Source organism: Streptomyces aculeolatus (assembly GCF_020400605.1).
GTDB lineage: Bacteria > Actinomycetota > Actinomycetes > Streptomycetales > Streptomycetaceae > Streptomyces > Streptomyces aculeolatus.
Genome location: NZ_JAINRD010000002.1, coordinates 78,050 through 96,178 on the forward strand (window position 1 = coordinate 78,050; position 18,129 = coordinate 96,178).

The following is an 18,129-nucleotide window of genomic DNA, read 5'->3' on the forward strand; positions in this document are numbered from 1 at the left end:
GGTGGCCTCCCCTCCCCTGTACGTGTACGCCGTCGTCAACGCCGGCCTGGCCCTGCCGCCCGGCCTCCGGGGCGTGGGCAGGCCGCCCGTCCCGGTCCGGCTGCTGCCCGCGGGCGAACTGGCGGCGGTCGTCAGCGACGTACCTCCCGACCTGCGGGCACGCAGGCGCGATCTCACCGGCCACCAGGAACTCCTGCTGGCCCTGTGCGCGGCGGCTCCTGTGCTGCCGATGCGGTTCGGGATGGTCGCCGACGGCGCCGGGACGGTACGGCGCGCTCTCGACGCCGCGGCTCCGGCGCACCTCGCCACCCTGGAGCGGCTCGACCGCCGCACCGAGATGAACCTCAAGGCCATGCCGGCCCAGGACGGTGTGGCGGCCCTCGTACGGGACGACCCGGCCGTCCGGCGGCTGGCCGCGGACGTCCGCCGGCGGCCGTCCTACGAGGGCAACGTCCGGCTCGGCTCGGCGATCGCCGAGGGCCTCGCCCGGCGGGCCGCCCAGGCCGCCGACGGTGTCGCGCAGGAGCTGGCGGCGCTCGCCGACGAGCGCGTTCAGGGCGCCGAGGTGCCCGGGTGCGTACTCAACACCTCCTATCTCCTGCCGCGTGCGCAGGCGGAACGCTGCAGGGAGCTGGTCGACCGCAGGGCCGCCGAGTTGCGGGACCGGGTGGAGCTGCGGCTGACGGGCCCGCTGCCCTGCTACAGCTTCGTTCCCGTGGAGGGCAGCCGTGTCGCCGCCGGAGCCGCCCCGCGGCCCGCCGTGGTGAGGAGCTGACATGGGTCTGCTGAGCGGCGTGCTGCTGCTGCCGCTGATGCCGGTACGGGGCGTGGAGTGGGTCGCCGACCGGCTGCTCGAAGCCGCGGAGCGCGAGGTCTACGACCCGGGCACGCTGCGGGCCCGGCTCGGCGAGCTGAACCGGGCGTACGAGGCGGGGGAGATCGGCGAGGAGGAGTTCGAACGCGCGGAGGAGCACATTCTCGACCTGCTGGAGCAGCCCGCCGCTGCCCGCCCGGCGGCGCCCGCCCGTCTGGGCGGCACCGACCACCCCGACCACCCTATGAGCCAGGAAGTGGGTCATGACAGACAGCCATAAAACGACCGTGCTCGCCGGAGTCGCCGGGGGCTATCTCCTCGGTCGGACGAAGAAGGCCAAGCTCGCCCTCACCCTCGCCGCGCTGGTGGCGGGGAAGCGGCTCGCCCCGCAGGACCTGCTGGGCAAGGGCGTCCGGAAGATCACCGACACGCCGCAGCCCGCAGGGCTGTCCGGCCAGGTCACGGACCAGATGATGACGGCCGCGCGGCAGGCGGCCTCCTCGCTCGTCGGCCGCCGGGTCGAGTCCCTCACCGACGCCCTGCGCGAGCGGACTGACCGCCTCGGCGAAGCGCGCGAGGAGCGCGAGGCCCGGGACACCGGCGAGGAACGGGATGAGGGCGAGGAGGACGAGGGCGGCGACCGCCGCGCCGAAGCCTCGAAGCGGAGGTCCTCGGCGCGCAGGAAGACGGCGGACAACGCCCGGTCCGCCACCTCCGGCCAGCGGAGGAAGACGGCCCCCGGCGACGGGCGCGGCAGCCGCGGCACCGCGAAGAGCTCCGGCGCGAAGGCCACCGACCGGCCGTCCAGGAGGCAGAGGTCATGACACCACAGCGCGAAGGTGCGCACACCGATGACAGCGGCGGCCCCTCGCCCCTCGAGCGCCTGCGTAGCGAGCTCCTCGAGTACGTGGGTGCGGTCGGCAGGCATGCGATCGGCAAGGCCACCGACAAGCTCACCGGCATCGCCGACCCAGGCAAGCTCGGGGACGGCGGCGGCGCTCTGGCCGAGACCGCCGCACGCGCCGTCAAGGGCGAGAGTCCCGTGAAGGCGCTGGCCACCGAGAAGGCGAAGGAGGCCAAGGACAAGGTCACGGGGAAGGCGAAGGAGGCCCTCGGCGCCGAAGACGGCCAGAGCAAGCCGGGGGACCTCAAGGCCATCAACATCATCGAGCACGTCGACATCGGCCGCCCGCTGCGCGTGGTCTACGACCACTTCACGCAGTTCGAGGAGTTCGGCGGCTTCATGAACGGCGTCAGCAACGTCACCCGGGACCCGGAGGACGAGACCAAGACCACCTGGAAGGTGCGGGTCTGGCCCTCCAGCCGCAGCTACGACGCGACGGTCTCGGAGCAGGTGCCGGACCAGCGGATCGTGTGGTCGTCCGAGGGCTCGAAGGGCACGACGAGCGGTGCCGTGAGCTTCCACCGCCTGGACGACGAGTTGACGCGCGTGACCGTGGTCGTCGAGTACTACCCGTCCGGGTTCGTCGAGAAGACCGGCAACATCTGGCGCGCCCAGGGCCGCCGGCTCCGGCTCGACCTCAAGCACTTCCAGCGCTACGTCACGCTCCAGTCGGAGGAGGCGGAGGGCTGGCGCGGTGAGATCCGCGACGGCGAGGTCGTGCTCAGCCACGAGGATGCCCTGGAGGAGGAGCGCGAGGAGGACGAGCAGTACGACGACGAGGACGGTGAGGAAGAGGACGAGGAGGAAGAGGACGAGGAGGAGGGCGAGGACGAGGAAGAAGAGGAGGACGAGGAGGACGGGCGGCGGCGAGGGGGCCGGCGAAAGTGACCGACCGCGTCGCCGAACGGCCCCTCACCCATTTGCCGTCCACCCCCTCGGGACCGGCCAACCTCGCCGACATCCTCGAACGCGTCCTCGACAAGGGCATCGTCATCGCCGGTGACATCAAGATCGACCTGCTCGACATCGAGTTGCTGACCATCCGCCTCCGCCTCTTCGTCGCGTCCGTCGAGACGGCCAGGAAGGCGGGCATCGACTGGTGGGAGACCGACCCGGCGCTCTCCACCCGCGCGCACCGCGACGCCGTCGACGAGGAGAACAAGCGGCTGCGCGAGCGGGTCGCGGAGCTCGAGGCGGGTACGGAGGACGAACCGCGCCGGCGGGGCCGTACGGGCTGGGAGTCCGTGCGGAAGGGGCGCGACTGATGGCCGGGGCGGCGCCGCCGGGAGCGCCCGCGACCACGGCCACTTATGTCTACGCGGTCTGCCGCGGCGGTGACGAGTCCGCCCTTGCCGGGCTGCGGGGGCAGGCACCCGGTTCGCCGGTGCGGCTGCTGCGGTTCGGCGGCCTCGCCGCCGTGGTGCAGGACGTGCCGGCCGCGGAGTTCGGCGAGGACGCCCTGCGCGAGCGGCTGACGGACCGTACGGAGCTGGAACGCTGCGCCCGCGCCCACCACGCCGTCATCGCCGCCGCGGCCGGTGTCGCACCGGTCCTCCCCTTCCCGCTGGCGACGATCTACCGCGGCGACGCACGGGCCGAGGCCGCACTCGGCGCCGACCGCGCCCGCCTCACCGCGGCCCTGCGGCGGATCGCGGGCCGGGCGGAGTGGGGCGTGAAGGTCTACGCCCGGCAGGCCGACCGCCGGACCGCACCCGCCGCGGACAAGCCGGAGCGCCCGGACCGCGCGCGCGTGGCGGCCCGCCCCGGCCACGCGTATCTGGACCGGCTCCGCGGCCTGCGGCACGAGCGCGAGAGCCGGCAGGAGGCCGGCCTCCAGGCCGTCGAGGAGGTGGACCGGAGCTTCGCGCGACTCGCCGTCGCCGCACGGCGGCTGCGCCCGCACGACACCGGCCTCACCCCCGGTCGCGGCGCGCACCTGCTGAACGCCGCCTACCTGGTCGACGAGGCGCGCGGCGACGAGGTCGCCGATGCGGTACGGCGGCTGCGGCGGAGCCCGGAGTGCCGGGACGTCGAGATCGAACTGACCGGCCCGTGGGTGCCGTACTCGTTCGTGGAAGCGGGTGTGACCGGTGCCGGTGGGTGAACACGTGGGCGAGGTCGTCGCCTGGGAGGGACCGGACAGCGGCGCCCCCATCGGCGTACCGCTGGTGGACCTGCTCGATCGCGTGCTCAACACCGGCGTCGTGGTCAGCGGCGACCTCGTACTGGCGATCGCGGAGGTGCCGCTCGTGCGCGTTTCCCTGCACGCCCTGTTGTCATCCGTCAACGAGCGTGTGGCCGCCCCGTGGGGAGACGGTGGTCCGCTGTGACGCTGACCTCGCACCAGCCGGCCCGCGCTCCGGCGGCCGGCCGGCTGGACCTCGACCCCGACCGGGTCGGCCGCGACCTGGTCTCTCTCGTGCTGACCGTCGTCGAGTTGCTCCGCCAGCTGATGGAGCGGCAGGCGCTCCGCCGCTGCGACCAGGACGACCTGACCGACGAGCAGGTGGAGCGGATCGGCACCACGCTGATGATGCTCGACCAGCGCATGGACGAGCTCTGCGCGGAGCACGGGCTGAGCCGCGACGACCTGAACCTGGACCTCGGGCCGCTCGGCACCCTGCTCGAACGCTGAGCAGGTCCGGAGGGCAACCGCGGGCGGACCGGACCCGGCGGTGACGGGTCCGGTCCCGTGGCGTGCCGCGGCGGGGGCCGGCGCGGGGCGGGTCAGTTGTTGGGCGTCGCCATGCTGATGTCGCTGAGAGCCGACGTCGGGTCGCGTTCCACCGCCAGGTCGCCCAGGGAGACGACTCCGAGGACGCCGCCGCGGTCGTCGACGACGGGCAGCCGCCGCAGCGCGTGCTCGCGCATCAACTCCACCGCGCGGTCCACCGGCTCACCGGGCCCGACGCTGACCGGTTCCTGGCTGCAGGCGTCGGCGACGGTGCTGCTGCCGGGGTCCTGGCCGGCGGCGAGCACGCGTACGACGAGGTCCCGGTCGGTGACCACCCCGCGCAACTCGCCGCCGTCGGTGACGAGGACGGCGCCGATGTCCTCGTCGCGCATCCTGCGGGCGACCTCGGGCACCGCGGTGAGCGTGCCCACCGCGACCGGGGCGGCGGTCATGATCTCGTGAACCTGCTGGTCTGCCATGGGGTTTCTCCTTCGTCCACGGGCACGACGGCCCGGTGCCGTCGAGCGGGACTGTCCCGGTACCCGGCGGGAGGCGGTCCAGACACCCGTTCCCGCGTCAGGGGCAGGGGCGGCCGCTGACCGGATCCACCGGATTCGGCCACGTGCATGGAGGTTTGACCGCCGGGCAGGGGGTCACACGGAGAGCAGCACGGCGTCCCGCGCAGCGACCTCGGGCTCGATCTCGGCCCGCTGGGCGGCCTCATCGAGGAGGTCGACGGCCCCGCCGACGCCCCGCGCCCCGGGGAGGAGCCGTAGTGCGCTGCCCGGTTACCGGCCGGTTCCGCCCGCGGCGAAGCCTCTCCGGGCGGCCCGCCACCGCGGGGGATGTTGAGTCGCGCGGATCGGGGAACCCGGAGGTGACGGCAGGCCCGGCGCGGGCCGTGGCGGAGCACCGGGAGGACGGTATGGCACGGCGGCATCGACTGATCAAGGCGGGCCCGGAGGAGGTCTGGGCGGTTCTCGCCGACGGCCGCCGGTATGCCGAGTGGGTGGTGGGGACGGCGTCGTCCGAGCCCGTACGCGGCCGGTGGCCCGCGGTCGGCGCGGCGATCGGGTACGAGGTGCGGCTCGGGCCGCTGCGGCTCGCCAACGAGACCGTCGTCCGCCGCCTCGTTGCGGGCTCCGTGCTGGAGCTGGAGGCGCACGCCGGTGCGCTGGGCACGGCCCGCATCGCGCTGGAGGTCCACCCGTGGGGCGAGTACACGCTGGTGACGGTGGACGAGCACCCGCTGCGCGGCACGGCCGGAGCGCTGCACAACGCGGGTGCCGAGATGCTGATCCAGCTGCGGCACCGTACGATGCTCGCCCGCCTGGCCCGCATCTGCGAGTCCGAGGCCGGGGCCGGGCCCGCCGCGTCGCGCGAGGCGGCCTCCGGCGCCGCGCGGGGGAGCGGGGAGCCGGGGACCCGTGTCTGACGCGGTCGTGGTCGGAGCTGGCCCCAACGGGCTGGTGGCGGCCAACGTCCTGGCGGACGCCGGCTGGAGCGTGACCGTGCTGGAGGAGCAGCCGGTGCCCGGCGGGGCGGTGCGCCACGACCGGGGCGTGCACCCCGACTTCGTCAGCGACGTGTTCAGCTCCTTCTACCCGCTGGCCGCCGCCTCCCCGGTCCTCGCCCGGCTCGGGCTGGAGGAGTACGGGCTGCGCTGGAGCCACGCGCCCGGCGTGGTGGCCCACCCCCTCACCGACGGCCGGTGCGCCGTGCTCGGCCGGAGTCCCGGGACCACCGCCGACTCGCTCGACGCGTTCGCCCCCGGCGACGGCGCCGCGTGGCGGCGCCTGTACGACCTGTGGGAGGGCGTCCGCCCCGATGTCCTGGAGGCGCTGTTCACCCCCTTCCCGCCCGTCCGGGCGACGGCGCGGCTGGCCGGCCGGCTCCGTGCGGCGGGCGCGCTGCGCCTGGCCCGCACGCTGGCGCTGCCCGTGCGGCGGCTCGGGGAGGAGGAGTTCGGCGGCGAGGGCGGGCGGATCCTGCTGGCGGGCAACGCGCTGCACGCCGACCTCCCGCCCGAGGCCGCGGGCAGCGGCGGGTTCGGCTGGCTGATGGCGATGCTGGGCCAGTCGTACGGCTTCCCCGTCCCGGTCGGCGGCTCCGGCGAGCTTGCCCGCGCGCTGGTCGCGCGGCTCGCCGCGCGGGGCGGCAGGGTGCTGTGCGGCCGGCGCGTGACGGAGGTCGTGGTCCGCGGCGGGCGGGCGGTCGGGGTGCGTACCGCGGACGGCGGGTCCGTGGGGGCGGCCCGCGCCGTGCTCGCCGACGTGTCGGCGCCCGCGCTGTACGGCGGGCTGGTCGCGGCCGAGCACCTGCCCGCCCAACTCCTCGCGGACGTACGCCGCTTCCAGTGGGACTTCGGCACGTTCAAGGTGGACTGGGCCCTCGACGGGCCGGTGCCCTGGCAGTGCGCGGGCGCGGTGGGCGCCGGCACCGTGCACCTGGCCGACGGCGTGGACGAGCTGACGCGGTTCGCCGCCCAGCTCGCCATGGACCGGGTGCCCGACCGGCCCTTCCTGCTCTTCGGCCAGATGACCACCTCGGACGCCACCCGTTCCCCCGCCGGCACCGAGTCCGCCTGGGCGTACACCCACCTTCCGCAGCGCATCCGGTCCGATGCGGGCGACGAAGGGCTCCGCGGCACCTGGAGCGGGCGTGAACAGGACGTCATGGCCGACCGCGTCGAGCGGCAGGTCGAGCGCTTTGCGCCGGGCTTCCGCGCCCTCGTACGGGCCCGCCGCGTCCTGGCGCCGCCGACGCTCCAGTCGCTCGACCGCAACCTGCACGGCGGCGCGATCAACGGCGGCACGGCGTCCATGCACCAGCAGCTCTTCTTCAGGCCGGGCCCGGGCGCCGGCCGCCCGGAGACCCCCGTGCCCGGCCTGTTCCTCGCCTCCGCGGGCGCCCACCCCGGCGGCGGCGTCCACGGCGCCCCGGGCGCCAACGCCGCGCGGGCCGCGCTGCGGCGCCGGACGCCGGCGGCGCTGACGGCCGTCCGGCGCCGCGCGGGCCGCGCTGCGGCGCCGGACGCCGGCGGCGCTGACGGCCGTCCAGCGCTTCCTCACAGGCCGCGACCGTACGGGGAGCAAAGGGCGCCCGGCGCGGGCGGCGGGCACCGCGGCGACGAGGAGGCAACGGTGAGGCCGACAGCCGCGGGCAGGACGGGCAGGACGGGCAGGACGGGCAGGACGGGCGGGCCGCGTGGGCGGAGTCCGCTGGCCGGCCGCACCGTCGTGATCACCGGGGCGGCCCGCGGCGTGGGCGCGGCCCTGGCCCGGGAACTGGCCGGCCGCGGCGCCCGTATCGCCCTCATCGGCCACGAGGGCGCGGCGCTGGAAGCGGTCGCGAACACCCTGCCGACGCCGTCGCTCGCCCTCGAAGCGGACGTCACGGACGCGGACGCGCTGCGGGACGCGGCGCGGGCGGTACGGGGCCGGCTGGGCCGGGCGTCGGTCGTGGTCGCCAACGCGGGCATCGCGCAGGCCGGGCCCTTCGAGACGGCGGACCTCGGATCGTGGCGCCGCGTCGTCGACGTGAACCTCACCGGCAGCGCACACACGGCGGCCGTGTTCCAGCAGGATCTGCTGCTCACCCGCGGCTACTTCCTGCAGATCGCGTCGACCGCCGCCCTCACGGGCATGCCCCTGATGAGTGCCTACTGCGCCGCCAAGGCAGGTGCCGAGGCGTTCGCGCACGCCCTGCGCGCCGAGACGGCGCACCGCGGGATGGCGGTGGGCATCGCCTACCTCCACTGGATCGGCACGGACATGATCGACCAGCCGGACCAGGTGCCCGCCCTGCGTGAGGTACGCACCCTCCTCCCGCCCCCCGCCCGCCACGTCTCCGCCGCCCACAAGGCCGCCACCCGCCTCGCGCGGGCGGTCGAGGACCGCCGTGCCGCCGTCTACGTTCCCCCGTGGGTACGCGTCATCCAGGCCGGGCGGGTCGCATGGCCGCCCCTGGTCGCGCGCCGGGCGCGGCTCCGCTTCGGCGACACGGGGGAGAGGACGATCGGGCAGACGGGCCCGCTGGGCCCCGGCGGCGCAGCCGACCCGCCGCCCGCCCGATGACCCCCCTCCGTTCCCGAGCCCCGGCCAAGGACGCCCGCCGGTGGGGGGCGGGGCCCGGGCCGGTTCCTCCGGAGTGCGGCTCACCCGAGCGCAAGGCTCCTGCGCGTCACCGCTCCCCGTCGGCATCCCGGTTCTCGCGGCGGCCGCCGCCGGGGAGCATCTCCTGGACCTTGGACTTGACGCCCTGGCGGACCATGGCGGCGCGGTCGCTGTCGCCCTTGAGCACGGAGGCCGCGGCCGCCTCGATCTGGTCGAGGGAGGCATGCGGCGGGATGGGGGGCACGGCCGGGTCGGTGCGGAAGTCGAGGACGTAGGGCCGGTCGGCGGACAGCGCCGTCTCCCAGGCGTCCTGCACCTGCTCCGGCTTCTCCACCCGCACGCCGCCCAGGCCGAGGGAGCGGGCGAAGTCCGCGTACCCGACGTCCGGCAGCGACTGGGAGGGCAGGAACTGGGGCGCGCCGTTCATGGCGCGCATCTCCCAGGTGACCTGGTTGAGGTCCTGGTTGTTGAACACCGCCACGATGAGCCGGGGGTCCTCCCAGTCCTGCTGGTACTTCTGGATCGTGATCAGCTCGGCGAGGCCGTTCATCTGCATCGCGCCGTCGCCGACCAGGGCGATCGCGGGGCGGTCGCCGTGGGCGAACTTCGCCCCGATCGCGTAGGGGACGCCCGGGCCCATGGTGGCCAGCGTGCCGGACAGCGATCCGCGCATGCCGTCGCGCAGCCGCAGGTGGCGGGCGTACCAGTTGGCGGCGGAGCCGGAGTCGGCGGTGAGGATGACGTCGTCCGGCAGCAGGCCGTTCAGGCAGTGCACCACGTACTCGGGGTTGACCGGGTCGGCCTCGACCGCGGCGCGCCGTTCCATGACCTCCCACCAGCGCGCGTTCTTCCGCTCGATGTCAGTACGCCAGCCGCCGTCCCCGGCCGGCCGCAGCTGCGGCGGAGCCGTTGCAGCGTCGCGCGCGCGTCGCCGACGAGGTTGACCTCGAACGGATAGCGCAGGCCGACCATGTGCGGGTCGACGTCGATCTGCACCGCGCGCGCCTGGCCGAACTCGGGGAGGAACTGGGTGTAGGGAAAGCTGGAGCCGATGACCAGCAGGGTGTCGCAGTCCTGCATCAGCTCGTACGAGGGCCGCGTGCCCAGCAGGCCGATCGCACCGGTGACGTAGGGGAGTTCGTCGTCGAGTACGTCCTTGCCGAGGAGCGCCTTGGCCACGCCGGCCCCCAACCGGTCCGCGACCTCCATGACCTCCCGCCGGGCGCCGCGCGCGCCCTGGCCGACGAGGACGGCGACCTTCTCGCCGGCGTTCAGCAGGTCCGCGGCACGCACGATGTCGTCCTCGGCCGGGACCGGCGCGTAGTGCGACATGTCCAGGCTGGAGGGCACCATCTTGAACGCGTGCCCGGGCGCGGAGTATGCGAGCTCCTGCACGTCGGCGGGGATGATGAGGGCGGTCACCGTGCGGCGGGCGATGGCGGTGCGCATGGCCCGGTCGAGGACGTTGGGCAGTTGCTCCGGGACGGTGACCATCTCGCAGAAGTCGGAGGCGACGTCCTTGTAGAGGCTGAGGAGGTCGACCTCCTGCTGGTAGGAGCCGCCCATGGCGCTGCGGTCGGTCTGGCCGACGAGGGCGACGACGGGCACGTGGTCGAGCTTGGCGTCGTACAGGCCGTTGAGGAGGTGGATCGCGCCGGGACCCGAGGTGGCCGCGCACACGCCGACCCGGCCGGAGAACTTGGCGTAGCCGACGGCCTGGAAGGCGGACATCTCCTCGTGCCGTGCCTGGATGAACCGCGGGTCGTTGCCGGCCCGGCCCCAGGCGGCGAGGAGGTCGTTGATGCCGTCACCGGGATAGGCGAAGACGTGCTCGACCTGCCACGCGCGCAGCCGTTCGAGGATGTGGTCGGAGACTCTGGTCGACATGCTGCCGCCTTTCGGTCGTGCGGGAGGGGCCGGCGGCCGCCCTCGGCTGCGCGCCCGCGACGGGCGGGCAGGGGCGCGATGCGCGGCCGGACGCCGGTACTCGGCCGTGCGGGTGACGGCCGGGCCCCCGCCGCGGCTCTCAGTGCCCGAGCTTGCGCTTGAGCTGGGCCTTGTTCATGGACGAGCGGCCGCGGATGTTGCGGCGCCTGGCCTCCGCGTAGAGCTGGTCGTACGTGGGGCCGCCGGCGCCGGAGTGGGAGCGCAGGCCGCCCCGCCTGCCGGAGGAGATGTCCCGGGTGGAGGTACGGCTCGCGGTGCGCGCCTCGCCGGTGCGGGCCCGCTCCTTGTTCACCGTACGGGCGGCGATCTCCTTCGCCCGCCCGGTGCCGGTGCCGCGCTTCTGCGCGCTGTCCTTGATGTGCCCGTACCGGCGTTCCCGTTTGCGGCTGGATCCGCTCGGCATGGTGCCTCCTCGCGGCTCGTACGGTCGGATCACACTTCCGGGTGCCACGCCCGGGGCGGCGTCAAACGGGCCGGAGATGCCCTCCCCGCGGCTACCGAGGAAACTGGACTCCATGGTGCAAATCGGATACACGATGATGACCGAGCAGGCGGGACCGAGGGAACTGGTCGAGCACGTGGTCGGCGCCGAGGAAGCGGGGTTCGACTTCTCGGTCACCTCCGACCACTACTTTCCGTGGCTGCGCTCCCAGGGGCACAGCCCGTACGCCTGGAGCGTCCTCGGCGCCGCCGCGTACGCGACCTCGCGTATCCCCCTCATGACCTACGTGACCTGCCCCCTCATGCGCTACCACCCCGCGGTCGTGGCGCAGAAGGCGGCGACGCTGCACCTGCTCGCCCAGGGCCGCTTCCGGCTCGGGCTTGGTGCGGGGGAGAACCTCAACGAGCACGTCGTGGGCCGCGGCTGGCCGAGCGCGGACGTCCGGCACGAGATGCTCGAGGAGGCGGTCGGCATCATCCGCGACCTCTTCGGCGGCGGCCACGTCACCCGGTACGGCAAGCACTTCTCCGTCGACTCCGCGCGCCTGTGGGACCTGCCCGACCGGCCCCCGCAGATCGGCATCGCGGTCTCGGGCGAGCAGTCCTGCGCGCTGGCCGGACGGCTCGCCGACCTCGTCATCGCCACGGAGCCCAGGGCCGCGCTGCTGGAGTCCTTCGACCGGCACGGCGGTGCGGGCAAGCCGCGCGTCGGGCAGTTGCCCGTCAGCTACGACCCGGACCGCGAGGCGGCGGTGGAGCGCGCGCACGACCAGTTCCGCTGGTTCGGCAGCGGCTGGAAGGTGAACGCGGAACTCCCCCACCCCGACTCGTTCGCCGGCGCCACCCAGTTCGTCACCCGCGACGACGTCGCCGCGTCCATCCCGTGCGGCGCCGACCCGGCGGTGTTCGTCGAGGCCGTCCGGCCCTACGTGGAGGCCGGCTTCACGGAGGTGGCGCTCGTCCAGATCGGCGGCGAGGCGCAGCCGGCGTACCTGCGCTGGGCGTCGAAGACGCTCCTGCCGGCGCTCCGCGAGGAGTTCGGCTGACGGGACCCGGGCCGCGCCCCCGGCCGCGGCACGCGGCCGGCGCGGTCCACCGGCGTGTGCTGAGCGGGGGCCGAGGTACCCGTGGTGCCGGCGAAGGTCGGCGGTGTCCCCGTGGACCGGCGGGACGGACAGGGCAGGGAGGCGTCATGGCGGGCAGCAGGATCGAAGACGTGTGGGGCGTGCGTACTCCGTACGCCGCCGGCGTGAGGTGGCCGGAGCGGGTGGACCGGTTCCTGACGGTCGGCGAGGACCGGGTGGAGCACTGGGTGCCCTCCGCATGTGTGCTGTGCTCCAACGGGTGCGGCATGGACGTGGCCGTCACCGGCGGCCGGATCGTGGGCGTACGGGGCCGTGCCGGGGACCGGATCAACCACGGCCGGCTCGGTCCCAAGAGCCTGTACGGCTGGCAGGCGAACCACGCCCCCGACCGGCTGACCGACCCCCTCGTCCGCCAGAGCGACGGCGAACTGCGGCCCACCGACTGGGACACCGCCATGGCCGCCGTGGCCGCCCGCTCCGCCCGGGTACTCGCCGACCACGGTCCCCGCGGGCTCGCGTTCTACACCTCCGGCCAGCTCTTCGCCGAGGAGTACTACACGCAGGCCGTCATCGCCCGCGGCGGCATCGGCACCCCGCACCTGGACGGCAACACCCGGCTGTGCACCGCGACCGCGGAATGGGCGCTCATCGAGAGCTTCGGCTGCGACGGCAACCCCGGCTCGTACCGGGACGTCGACCTGTGCGACACCCTCTTCCTCGTCGGCCACAACGCGGCCGAGACGCAGACCGTCCTGTGGTCGAGGATGCTCGACCGGCGGCGCGGCCCGGACGCACCCCGCCTGGTGGTGGCCGACCCGCGCGCCACCCCGACGGCCCGCGAGGCCGACGTCCACCTCGCGCTGCGCCCCGGCACCAACGTCGCGCTGCTGAACGCGCTGCTCCACGAACTGATCGCGAACGGCTGGACGGACGAGGACTTCCTCGCCTCCCACACCGTCGGCTACGACGCGCTGCGCACGGTCGTCGCGGACTGCCCGCCCGAGCGGGCGGCCGGCATCTGCGGGGTGGACGCGGCACTGATCCGCGAGGCCGCCGGGATCCTCGGCACCGGCCGGCGGCTGGTCTCCACCGTGCTGCAGGGCGTCTACCAGTCCCACCAGGCCACCGCCGCCGCCGTCCAGGTCAACAACATCCACCTGCTGCGCGGCATGATCGGCCGGCCCGGCTGCACGGTCTTCCAGATGAACGGCCAGCCCACCGCGGAGAACACCCGCGAGACCGGCGCCGACGGCACCCTGCCGGCCTTCATGAACTGGCAGAACGAGGCACACGTGCGCCGCATCGCCGAAGCCTGGAACCTCGACGTGGAGAAGATCCCCCACCACGCGCCGCCCACCCACGCGATGGACATCTTCCGCCGCTGTGAGGAGGGGGAGGTCAGGTTCCTGTGGGTGACCGGCACCAACCCGGCGGTCTCCCTGCCGGACCTGCACCGCATCCGGGCCGTGTACGGGCAGGACCGGCTCTTCCTCGTCGTCTCCGACGCCTTCCGCACCGAGACCACCGAACTCGCCGACGTCGTCCTGCCCGCCGCCCTGTGGGGGGAGAAGACCGGCTGCCACACCAACGCCGACCGCACCGTGCACCTCTCGACGCAGGCCGTCGACCCGCCCGGGCAGGCCCGCTCCGACTTCGCCATCCTCCTCGACTACGCCCGCCGCATGGACCTCCGCGACCGCGACGGGCGCCCGCTGCCGCCCTGGACCGAACCCGAGGAAGCCTGGCGGGCGTTCACCGCACTGACCGCCGGCCGGCCGTGCGACCAGAGCGCGCTGACGTACGAGCGGCTCCGCGATGCCGACGGCATCCAGTGGCCGGTGACCGGTGCGGCCCCGGACGGCACCGAGCGCCTGTACGCCGACCACCGCTTCCCCACCCGGGCCGGCGTCTGCGAGGACTACGGCCACGACCTGGCCACCGGCGAGCAGCACGGGCCCGCCGAATACGCCGCCCACGACCCCGGCGGCCGCGCCTTCCTCAAGGCCGCGGCCTACGAGCCGCCGGAGGAGCCGGTCGACGACGACTACCCGCTGCACCTGACCACCGGCCGCCGGGTCCACCACTGGCACACCCGCACCAAGACCGCCCGCGTCCCCGAACTCGACGCGGCGGCACCGGAGGTGTGGGTCGAGCTGTGCCCCGACGACGCCCGGGCCCGGGGCATTCGCGACGGCGACCTCGTCCGCGTCACGTCCCGCCGCGGCGAGGTCGTGGCCCCGGCCCTGCTCACGGGCAGCCGCCCCGGCACCGTCTTCGTACCCTTCCACTACGGCTACTTCGACCTGCCCACCCCGCACCGCCGCACCCGCGCCGCCAACGAACTCACCCGCACCGCCTGGGACCCCGTCTCCAAACAGCCCCTGTTCAAGACCGCCGCGGTCCGCGTCGACAAGGCCGGCCCCCGGGCCGCACCCGTGGCCGGGGCCGGGACGTGAACCGGCGCGGTGTCTTCGCACGTGGCGCCCCTGTGGGTGACTGAGTACGCTACGGCCGACCATCACGGGCAGGGAAACGGGCTGAGAGCGGGGGACGTCGGTGGAGGAGACACGGCCGGAGCGGATCGTCGGGGGGCGCTACCGGCTTGTCGGAGAACTCGGCGTCGGCGGGTTCGGGCGGGTGTGGAAGGCGCACGACGAGGCGCTGGGCGTGGAGGTCGCGGTCAAGGAGGTGTGGCTGCCGCAACAGGGGGGCTCGGCGGGGGAGCACCAGGAGCGGGTGGTCCGCGCCGCCCGTGAGGCCCGCAACGCGGCCCGCCTGCGCGACCATCCGCATGTCGTCGCGGTCCACGACGTGGTGGTCGAGGACGGCGCGCCCTGGATCGTGATGCGCCTGGTCGACGGGCGCTCCCTGGAGGAGCGGCTGCGCGCGGACGGGCGGCTGCCCGAGCCGCTCGTGACCGAGACGGCCGTCGCCCTCCTCAAGGCGCTGAAGGCCGCCCACGCGGCCGGGATCGTGCACCGCGACCTGAAGCCCGCGAACGTGATGCTCACCGACGACGACCAGATCCTCCTCGCCGACTTCGGCATCGCCGTGCACGAGACCGACACCCGCCTCACCACCACGGGCGGAGTCATCGGCTCCGTCGAGTACATGGCCCCCGAGCGCCTCAACGGCCTTCAGGACCAGGCCGCCGGCGACCTGTTCTCCCTCGGAGTCACCCTGTACGAGGCGATCGAGGGCACGTCCCCGTTCCGCCGGGAGACGCCCACGGCCACCCTCGCCGCCGTGGCCCTCCACGATCCGCCGCCGATGCGCCACGCCGGCCCCGTCCTCGCCTCGCTCGTCACCGCCCTGCTGGCCAAGAAGCCCGAGGACCGCCCGAGCGTGGACAGCACCCTGGCGGTGCTCCGCGCCGCCGTACCCACGGCCACGGCGCCGGCGCCCGGGCCGCCCCAGCGGGGACGCGGCGCATCGGCCGGGCCCCCTGCCCCCACGGCGGTGCTGCCCGAGCCCGTGACCAGCCTTGCGCGTGCCGGGCGGGTGATCACGGGGAGCTGGTTCCTGCTCGCCGGGATCGCCCTGATCGTGTTCGGCTGCTACATGTTCAGCACCGAGGGCGGCTGGGAGGGCGCCTACCCCATCAGCGTGGCCACCGCCGCCCTGGTCGCGGCGTTCTTCGGGCTGGCGGCGGTGTTCTTCCGGTGGAAGCAACCGGGCGGGCCGCCCTTCCGGGGGATGGCCGGACTCTTCTTCCCCGTCTTCCTCCCGCTGACCGCGGTCTGGGTGGTGTGGAACGCGGTGCTGCTCGCCTAGCGACGCGGCGTCCTCAGGGGACGGCCGGCGGGTTCAGGGGGACGGCGGGGAGTTGCCGTCCAGGCGGCGGTAGTCGTCCAGCAGTACGACGGCCACGGCGCCGGCCGCGGTGGCGCACCGCTCGTACTCCTCCTCCGACAGGGCGCCGGGCGTGTTCCTGATCAGGCCGACCGCTCCCAGGACCCGGCCGCGGAACCGCAGCGGGAAGGCGTACAGCGCGCCGGTCTCCGGCGGCGGCGTCCGCGTCAGCGGCCGGAACGCCGGCCGGCGCCAGCGGTGGCCGCGCAGGTCGGGGACGACGACGGGGCGGCCCAGGGCGGCCGCGCGTACGGACGGTCCCTCGTCCAGCGCGAACTGCAGCGCCTCCAGGCCCAGCGCCGCGACGTCGGAGGCGTAGCACACGTGCTGGTGCGGGCCCCGGCCGAGCAGCGAGATCGTCACGGCGTCCATGCCGAGGTCGCGGCGGAGCAGCCGGCACAGCCGGCCGGGCAGCCCGCCCGGTCCGCCGCCGAGGGCGGTGTCGAAGACCGATTGCCTGACGGTGAAACGGTCGTCCATCCCTCTCACTCGATACGGAGACGATGTGTGCTGCTGGTCACGGCACAAGTACCCGCGATACGGCATTCAGTCACCCCGCTTTTCCACCGGACGCGGGCCCGCCCGGCCGCGGGGGGTTGGCGTGCGCCGAGCGGGGCACTCGGCGTGTGTCACGCCGACACCGAGGAGCCGACATCGAGGAGGCCGTCATGCCCGTCGCCACGTTCTGCCTGGTCGCGGTGGACTGCCCGGAGCCGCGCAGGCTGGCCGAGTTCTACCGCGGGCTGCTCGGGGGCGAGGTGAAGGCGTACAGCGACGACTGGTACGACCTCTTCGCGCCGGACGGCACCCGGCTCGCCTTCCAGCGCGCCCCCGGCCTGCGCCCGCCGGACTGGCCGCGGGCCGACGACAACTCGCAGCAGCTCCACCTCGACCTGCGGGTCACCGACGTCGAGGCGGCGGAGCGCGAGGCCCTGGCGCTGGGCGCCCGGCCGCTGGACACGGACGACGACGGGGGCAGGCGGGAGTTCCGCGTGTACGCGGACCCGGCGGGCCACCCGTTCTGCTTCGTCTACGGGTCGTGAGCGCCGGGCGGGTACCCGGGCGAGGCACGGGCACCGACCCCGGAGGTGAGTCGATGAAGGCCGCGGTATGGCACGGCAAGCGGGACGTACGCGTCGAGGAGGTGCCCGATCCGTCGCTGAAGCACCCCACCGACGCGGTGGTACGGATCACCTCGTCCGGACTGTGCGGCTCCGACCTGCACCTCTACGAGATCCTCGCCCCGTTCATGACCCCCGGGGACATCCTGGGGCACGAGCCGATGGGCGTGGTCGAGGAGGTCGGCGGCGAGGTCGCGAACCTCGCGCCCGGCGACCGCGTCGTCGTGCCCTTCCAGATCGCCTGCGGCGACTGCCGCATGTGCCGGGAGGGGCTGCAGACCCAGTGCGAGACGACCCAGGTGCGCGAGCACGGCATGGGTGCCCGGCTCTTCGGCTACACCAAGCTCTACGGCGCCGTCCCCGGGGCGCAGGCCGAGTACCTGCGGGTGCCGCAGGCGCACTACGGCCCCGTGAAGGTGCCCGAGGGACCGGCGGACGACCGCTATCTGTTCCTGTCCGACGTGCTGCCCACCGCGTGGCAGGCCGTGGCGTACGCCGGCATCCCCGAGGGCGGCAGCGTCGCGGTCATCGGCCTCGGCCCGATCGGCGACATGTGCTGCCGTATCGCGCTGCACCGGGGCGCCGGACAGGTCATCGGCGTGGACCTCGTCGACGAGCGGCTGCGGCGCGTCCGCGAGCGCGGCGCCGAGACGGTCGACCTGCGGGCCGAGAATGACGTGGCCGCCGCCGTCCGCGACCGGACCGAGGGGCGCGGCCCCGACGCCGTCATCGACGCGGTCGGCGCGGAGGCGCACGGCAGCCCCGTGGGCAAGCTGATGCAGACCATCGGCGGGCTGCTGCCCGGCAGGCTGGCGGAACAGGCGGCCGGCAAGGCGGGCGTGGACCGGATGTCCGCCCTCTACACGGCCCTGGACATGGTGCGCCGCGGCGGCACGGTCTCGGTGATCGGCGTGTACGGCGGCGCGGTCGACCCGATGCCGCTGCTGACGATTTTCGACAAGCAGCTCCAGCTCCGCTTCGGCCAGGCCAATGTCCGCCGCTGGGTGCCGGACATCCTGCCGCTGCTGGAGGGCGAGGACGTCCTCGGCGTCGACTCGTTCGCCACCCACCACCTGCCGCTGGAGCGGACTCCCGAGGCGTACGAGATGTTCCAGAAGAAGGCGGACGGAGCGGTGAAGGTCGTGCTCGAACCCTGAGCCGCCGCGCAGCCGGCGT

General features: G+C 74.5%; 18 protein-coding genes and 2 pseudogenes. 16 read left to right on the top strand and 4 right to left on the bottom strand.

All coding sequences use genetic code 11. The features are described from left to right. The first annotated feature begins 1 nt into the window (after position 1). From LG396_RS04610 to LG396_RS04645, 8 genes are read left to right on the top strand one after another with little or no spacing between them, the layout of a single operon-like run. Positions 2 to 775, top strand: a complete 774-nt coding sequence (locus tag LG396_RS04610; RefSeq protein WP_225793691.1) for a GvpL/GvpF family gas vesicle protein — start codon at positions 2 to 4, stop codon at positions 773 to 775. Position 776: 1 nt separating this feature from the next. Beyond that, on the top strand, positions 777 to 1,094 hold the full coding sequence (locus tag LG396_RS04615; RefSeq protein ID WP_225793692.1) for a gas vesicle protein GvpG: 318 nt from the start codon (positions 777 to 779) through the stop codon (positions 1,092 to 1,094). Beyond that, positions 1,078 to 1,638 (top strand): hypothetical protein, encoded by a 561-nt coding sequence (locus LG396_RS04620; protein WP_225793693.1) that lies wholly within the window; start codon positions 1,078 to 1,080, stop codon positions 1,636 to 1,638. Before LG396_RS04615 ends, LG396_RS04620 begins: the two co-directional genes overlap by 17 nt. Next, a complete protein-coding gene (locus LG396_RS04625; protein WP_225793694.1) occupies positions 1,635 to 2,606 on the top strand; it encodes an SRPBCC family protein in 972 nt (323 codons plus the stop codon). The genes LG396_RS04620 and LG396_RS04625 overlap by 4 nt, the downstream gene beginning before the upstream one ends. Beyond that, positions 2,603 to 2,983 carry a gas vesicle protein gene (locus LG396_RS04630; RefSeq protein WP_018837953.1) on the top strand — a complete coding sequence of 127 codons (381 nt, stop codon included), beginning with the start codon at positions 2,603 to 2,605 and terminating at the stop codon, positions 2,981 to 2,983. Before LG396_RS04625 ends, LG396_RS04630 begins: the two co-directional genes overlap by 4 nt. Beyond that, positions 2,983 to 3,822 carry a GvpL/GvpF family gas vesicle protein gene (locus tag LG396_RS04635; RefSeq protein WP_225793695.1) on the top strand — a complete coding sequence of 280 codons (840 nt, stop codon included), beginning with the start codon at positions 2,983 to 2,985 and terminating at the stop codon, positions 3,820 to 3,822. Before LG396_RS04630 ends, LG396_RS04635 begins: the two co-directional genes overlap by 1 nt. Beyond that, complete coding sequence (locus tag LG396_RS04640) at positions 3,809 to 4,048, top strand: gas vesicle protein (RefSeq protein ID WP_018837955.1); 240 nt, start codon at positions 3,809 to 3,811, stop codon at positions 4,046 to 4,048. The genes LG396_RS04635 and LG396_RS04640 overlap by 14 nt, the downstream gene beginning before the upstream one ends. Further along, a complete protein-coding gene (locus tag LG396_RS04645; RefSeq protein WP_225793696.1) occupies positions 4,045 to 4,353 on the top strand; it encodes a gas vesicle protein K in 309 nt (102 codons plus the stop codon). The genes LG396_RS04640 and LG396_RS04645 overlap by 4 nt, the downstream gene beginning before the upstream one ends. Positions 4,354 to 4,445: 92 nt before the next feature. Here LG396_RS04645 and LG396_RS04650 read toward each other — a convergent pair whose 3' ends face one another. Continuing rightward, positions 4,446 to 4,871 carry a CBS domain-containing protein gene (locus LG396_RS04650; RefSeq protein ID WP_018837957.1) on the bottom strand — a complete coding sequence of 142 codons (426 nt, stop codon included), beginning with the start codon at positions 4,869 to 4,871 and terminating at the stop codon, positions 4,446 to 4,448. Positions 4,872 to 5,317: 446 nt separating this feature from the next. Here LG396_RS04650 and LG396_RS04655 point away from each other — a divergent pair, with 446 nt between their 5' ends. The 3 genes and pseudogenes from LG396_RS04655 (at position 5,318) to LG396_RS39600 (ending at position 8,468) form a co-directional block, all read left to right on the top strand. Further along, complete coding sequence (locus LG396_RS04655; protein WP_225793697.1) at positions 5,318 to 5,827, top strand: SRPBCC family protein; 510 nt, start codon at positions 5,318 to 5,320, stop codon at positions 5,825 to 5,827. Then, positions 5,820 to 7,539 (top strand): annotated as a pseudogene (locus tag LG396_RS39915) (phytoene desaturase family protein). Before LG396_RS04655 ends, LG396_RS39915 begins: the two are co-directional and overlap by 8 nt. Before the next feature lie 74 nt (positions 7,540 to 7,613). Next, entirely contained in the window at positions 7,614 to 8,468 is an 855-nt protein-coding gene (locus LG396_RS39600; protein ID WP_308190066.1) for a short-chain dehydrogenase/reductase, read from the top strand. A gap of 106 nt (positions 8,469 to 8,574) precedes the next feature. Here LG396_RS39600 and LG396_RS04665 read toward each other — a convergent pair. Both LG396_RS04665 and LG396_RS04670 read right to left on the bottom strand, forming a co-directional pair. Then, positions 8,575 to 10,394, bottom strand: a pseudogene (locus LG396_RS04665) (thiamine pyrophosphate-requiring protein). Between the two features lie 139 nt (positions 10,395 to 10,533). Continuing rightward, a complete protein-coding gene (locus tag LG396_RS04670; protein ID WP_225793699.1) occupies positions 10,534 to 10,857 on the bottom strand; it encodes a plasmid stabilization protein in 324 nt (107 codons plus the stop codon). A 112-nt stretch (positions 10,858 to 10,969) separates the two neighbouring features. On the opposite strand from LG396_RS04670, the gene LG396_RS04675 reads away from it, so the two are divergent. The 3 genes from LG396_RS04675 (at position 10,970) to LG396_RS04685 (ending at position 15,754) form a co-directional block, all read left to right on the top strand. After that, complete coding sequence (locus LG396_RS04675; RefSeq protein WP_225793700.1) at positions 10,970 to 11,941, top strand: LLM class F420-dependent oxidoreductase; 972 nt, start codon at positions 10,970 to 10,972, stop codon at positions 11,939 to 11,941. Between the two features lie 146 nt (positions 11,942 to 12,087). Then, complete coding sequence (locus LG396_RS04680) at positions 12,088 to 14,436, top strand: molybdopterin oxidoreductase family protein (RefSeq protein ID WP_225793701.1); 2,349 nt, start codon at positions 12,088 to 12,090, stop codon at positions 14,434 to 14,436. 100 nt (positions 14,437 to 14,536) lie between these two features. After that, positions 14,537 to 15,754 (top strand): serine/threonine-protein kinase, encoded by a 1,218-nt coding sequence (locus LG396_RS04685; RefSeq protein ID WP_225793702.1) that lies wholly within the window; start codon positions 14,537 to 14,539, stop codon positions 15,752 to 15,754. A 33-nt stretch (positions 15,755 to 15,787) separates the two neighbouring features. Here LG396_RS04685 and LG396_RS04690 read toward each other — a convergent pair whose 3' ends face one another. Beyond that, the gene (locus LG396_RS04690) at positions 15,788 to 16,312 is read right to left on the bottom strand and encodes a GAF domain-containing protein (protein WP_225793703.1); all 525 of its coding nucleotides are present in this window, start codon (positions 16,310 to 16,312) and stop codon (positions 15,788 to 15,790) included. Between the two features lie 188 nt (positions 16,313 to 16,500). Here LG396_RS04690 and LG396_RS04695 point away from each other — a divergent pair, with 188 nt between their 5' ends. Next, positions 16,501 to 16,875, top strand: coding sequence for a VOC family protein (locus LG396_RS04695; protein WP_037744890.1), 375 nt, complete (start codon positions 16,501 to 16,503; stop codon positions 16,873 to 16,875). A 53-nt stretch (positions 16,876 to 16,928) separates the two neighbouring features. Then, positions 16,929 to 18,110 carry an alcohol dehydrogenase catalytic domain-containing protein gene (locus LG396_RS04700; protein WP_225793704.1) on the top strand — a complete coding sequence of 394 codons (1,182 nt, stop codon included), beginning with the start codon at positions 16,929 to 16,931 and terminating at the stop codon, positions 18,108 to 18,110. Positions 18,111 to 18,129: the final 19 nt, after the last annotated feature.

Bases quoted from the DNA above. Each gene is read 5' to 3' on its own strand.
- LG396_RS04655 (WP_225793697.1), top strand. From the start codon at position 5,318: ATGGCACGGCGGCATCGACTGATCAAGGCGGGCCCGGAGGAGGTCTGG.
- LG396_RS04625 (WP_225793694.1), top strand. From the start codon at position 1,635: ATGACACCACAGCGCGAAGGTGCGCACACCGATGACAGCGGCGGCCCC.
- LG396_RS04635 (WP_225793695.1), top strand. From the start codon at position 2,983: ATGGCCGGGGCGGCGCCGCCGGGAGCGCCCGCGACCACGGCCACTTAT.
- LG396_RS04615 (WP_225793692.1), top strand. From the start codon at position 777: ATGGGTCTGCTGAGCGGCGTGCTGCTGCTGCCGCTGATGCCGGTACGG.
- LG396_RS04695 (WP_037744890.1), top strand. From the start codon at position 16,501: ATGCCCGTCGCCACGTTCTGCCTGGTCGCGGTGGACTGCCCGGAGCCG.
- LG396_RS04690 (WP_225793703.1), bottom strand. From the start codon at position 16,312: ATGGACGACCGTTTCACCGTCAGGCAATCGGTCTTCGACACCGCCCTC.
- LG396_RS04620 (WP_225793693.1), top strand. From the start codon at position 1,078: ATGACAGACAGCCATAAAACGACCGTGCTCGCCGGAGTCGCCGGGGGC.
- LG396_RS04680 (WP_225793701.1), top strand. From the start codon at position 12,088: ATGGCGGGCAGCAGGATCGAAGACGTGTGGGGCGTGCGTACTCCGTAC.
- LG396_RS04650 (WP_018837957.1), bottom strand. From the start codon at position 4,871: ATGGCAGACCAGCAGGTTCACGAGATCATGACCGCCGCCCCGGTCGCG.
- LG396_RS04670 (WP_225793699.1), bottom strand. From the start codon at position 10,857: ATGCCGAGCGGATCCAGCCGCAAACGGGAACGCCGGTACGGGCACATC.
- LG396_RS04675 (WP_225793700.1), top strand. From the start codon at position 10,970: ATGGTGCAAATCGGATACACGATGATGACCGAGCAGGCGGGACCGAGG.
- LG396_RS04700 (WP_225793704.1), top strand. From the start codon at position 16,929: ATGAAGGCCGCGGTATGGCACGGCAAGCGGGACGTACGCGTCGAGGAG.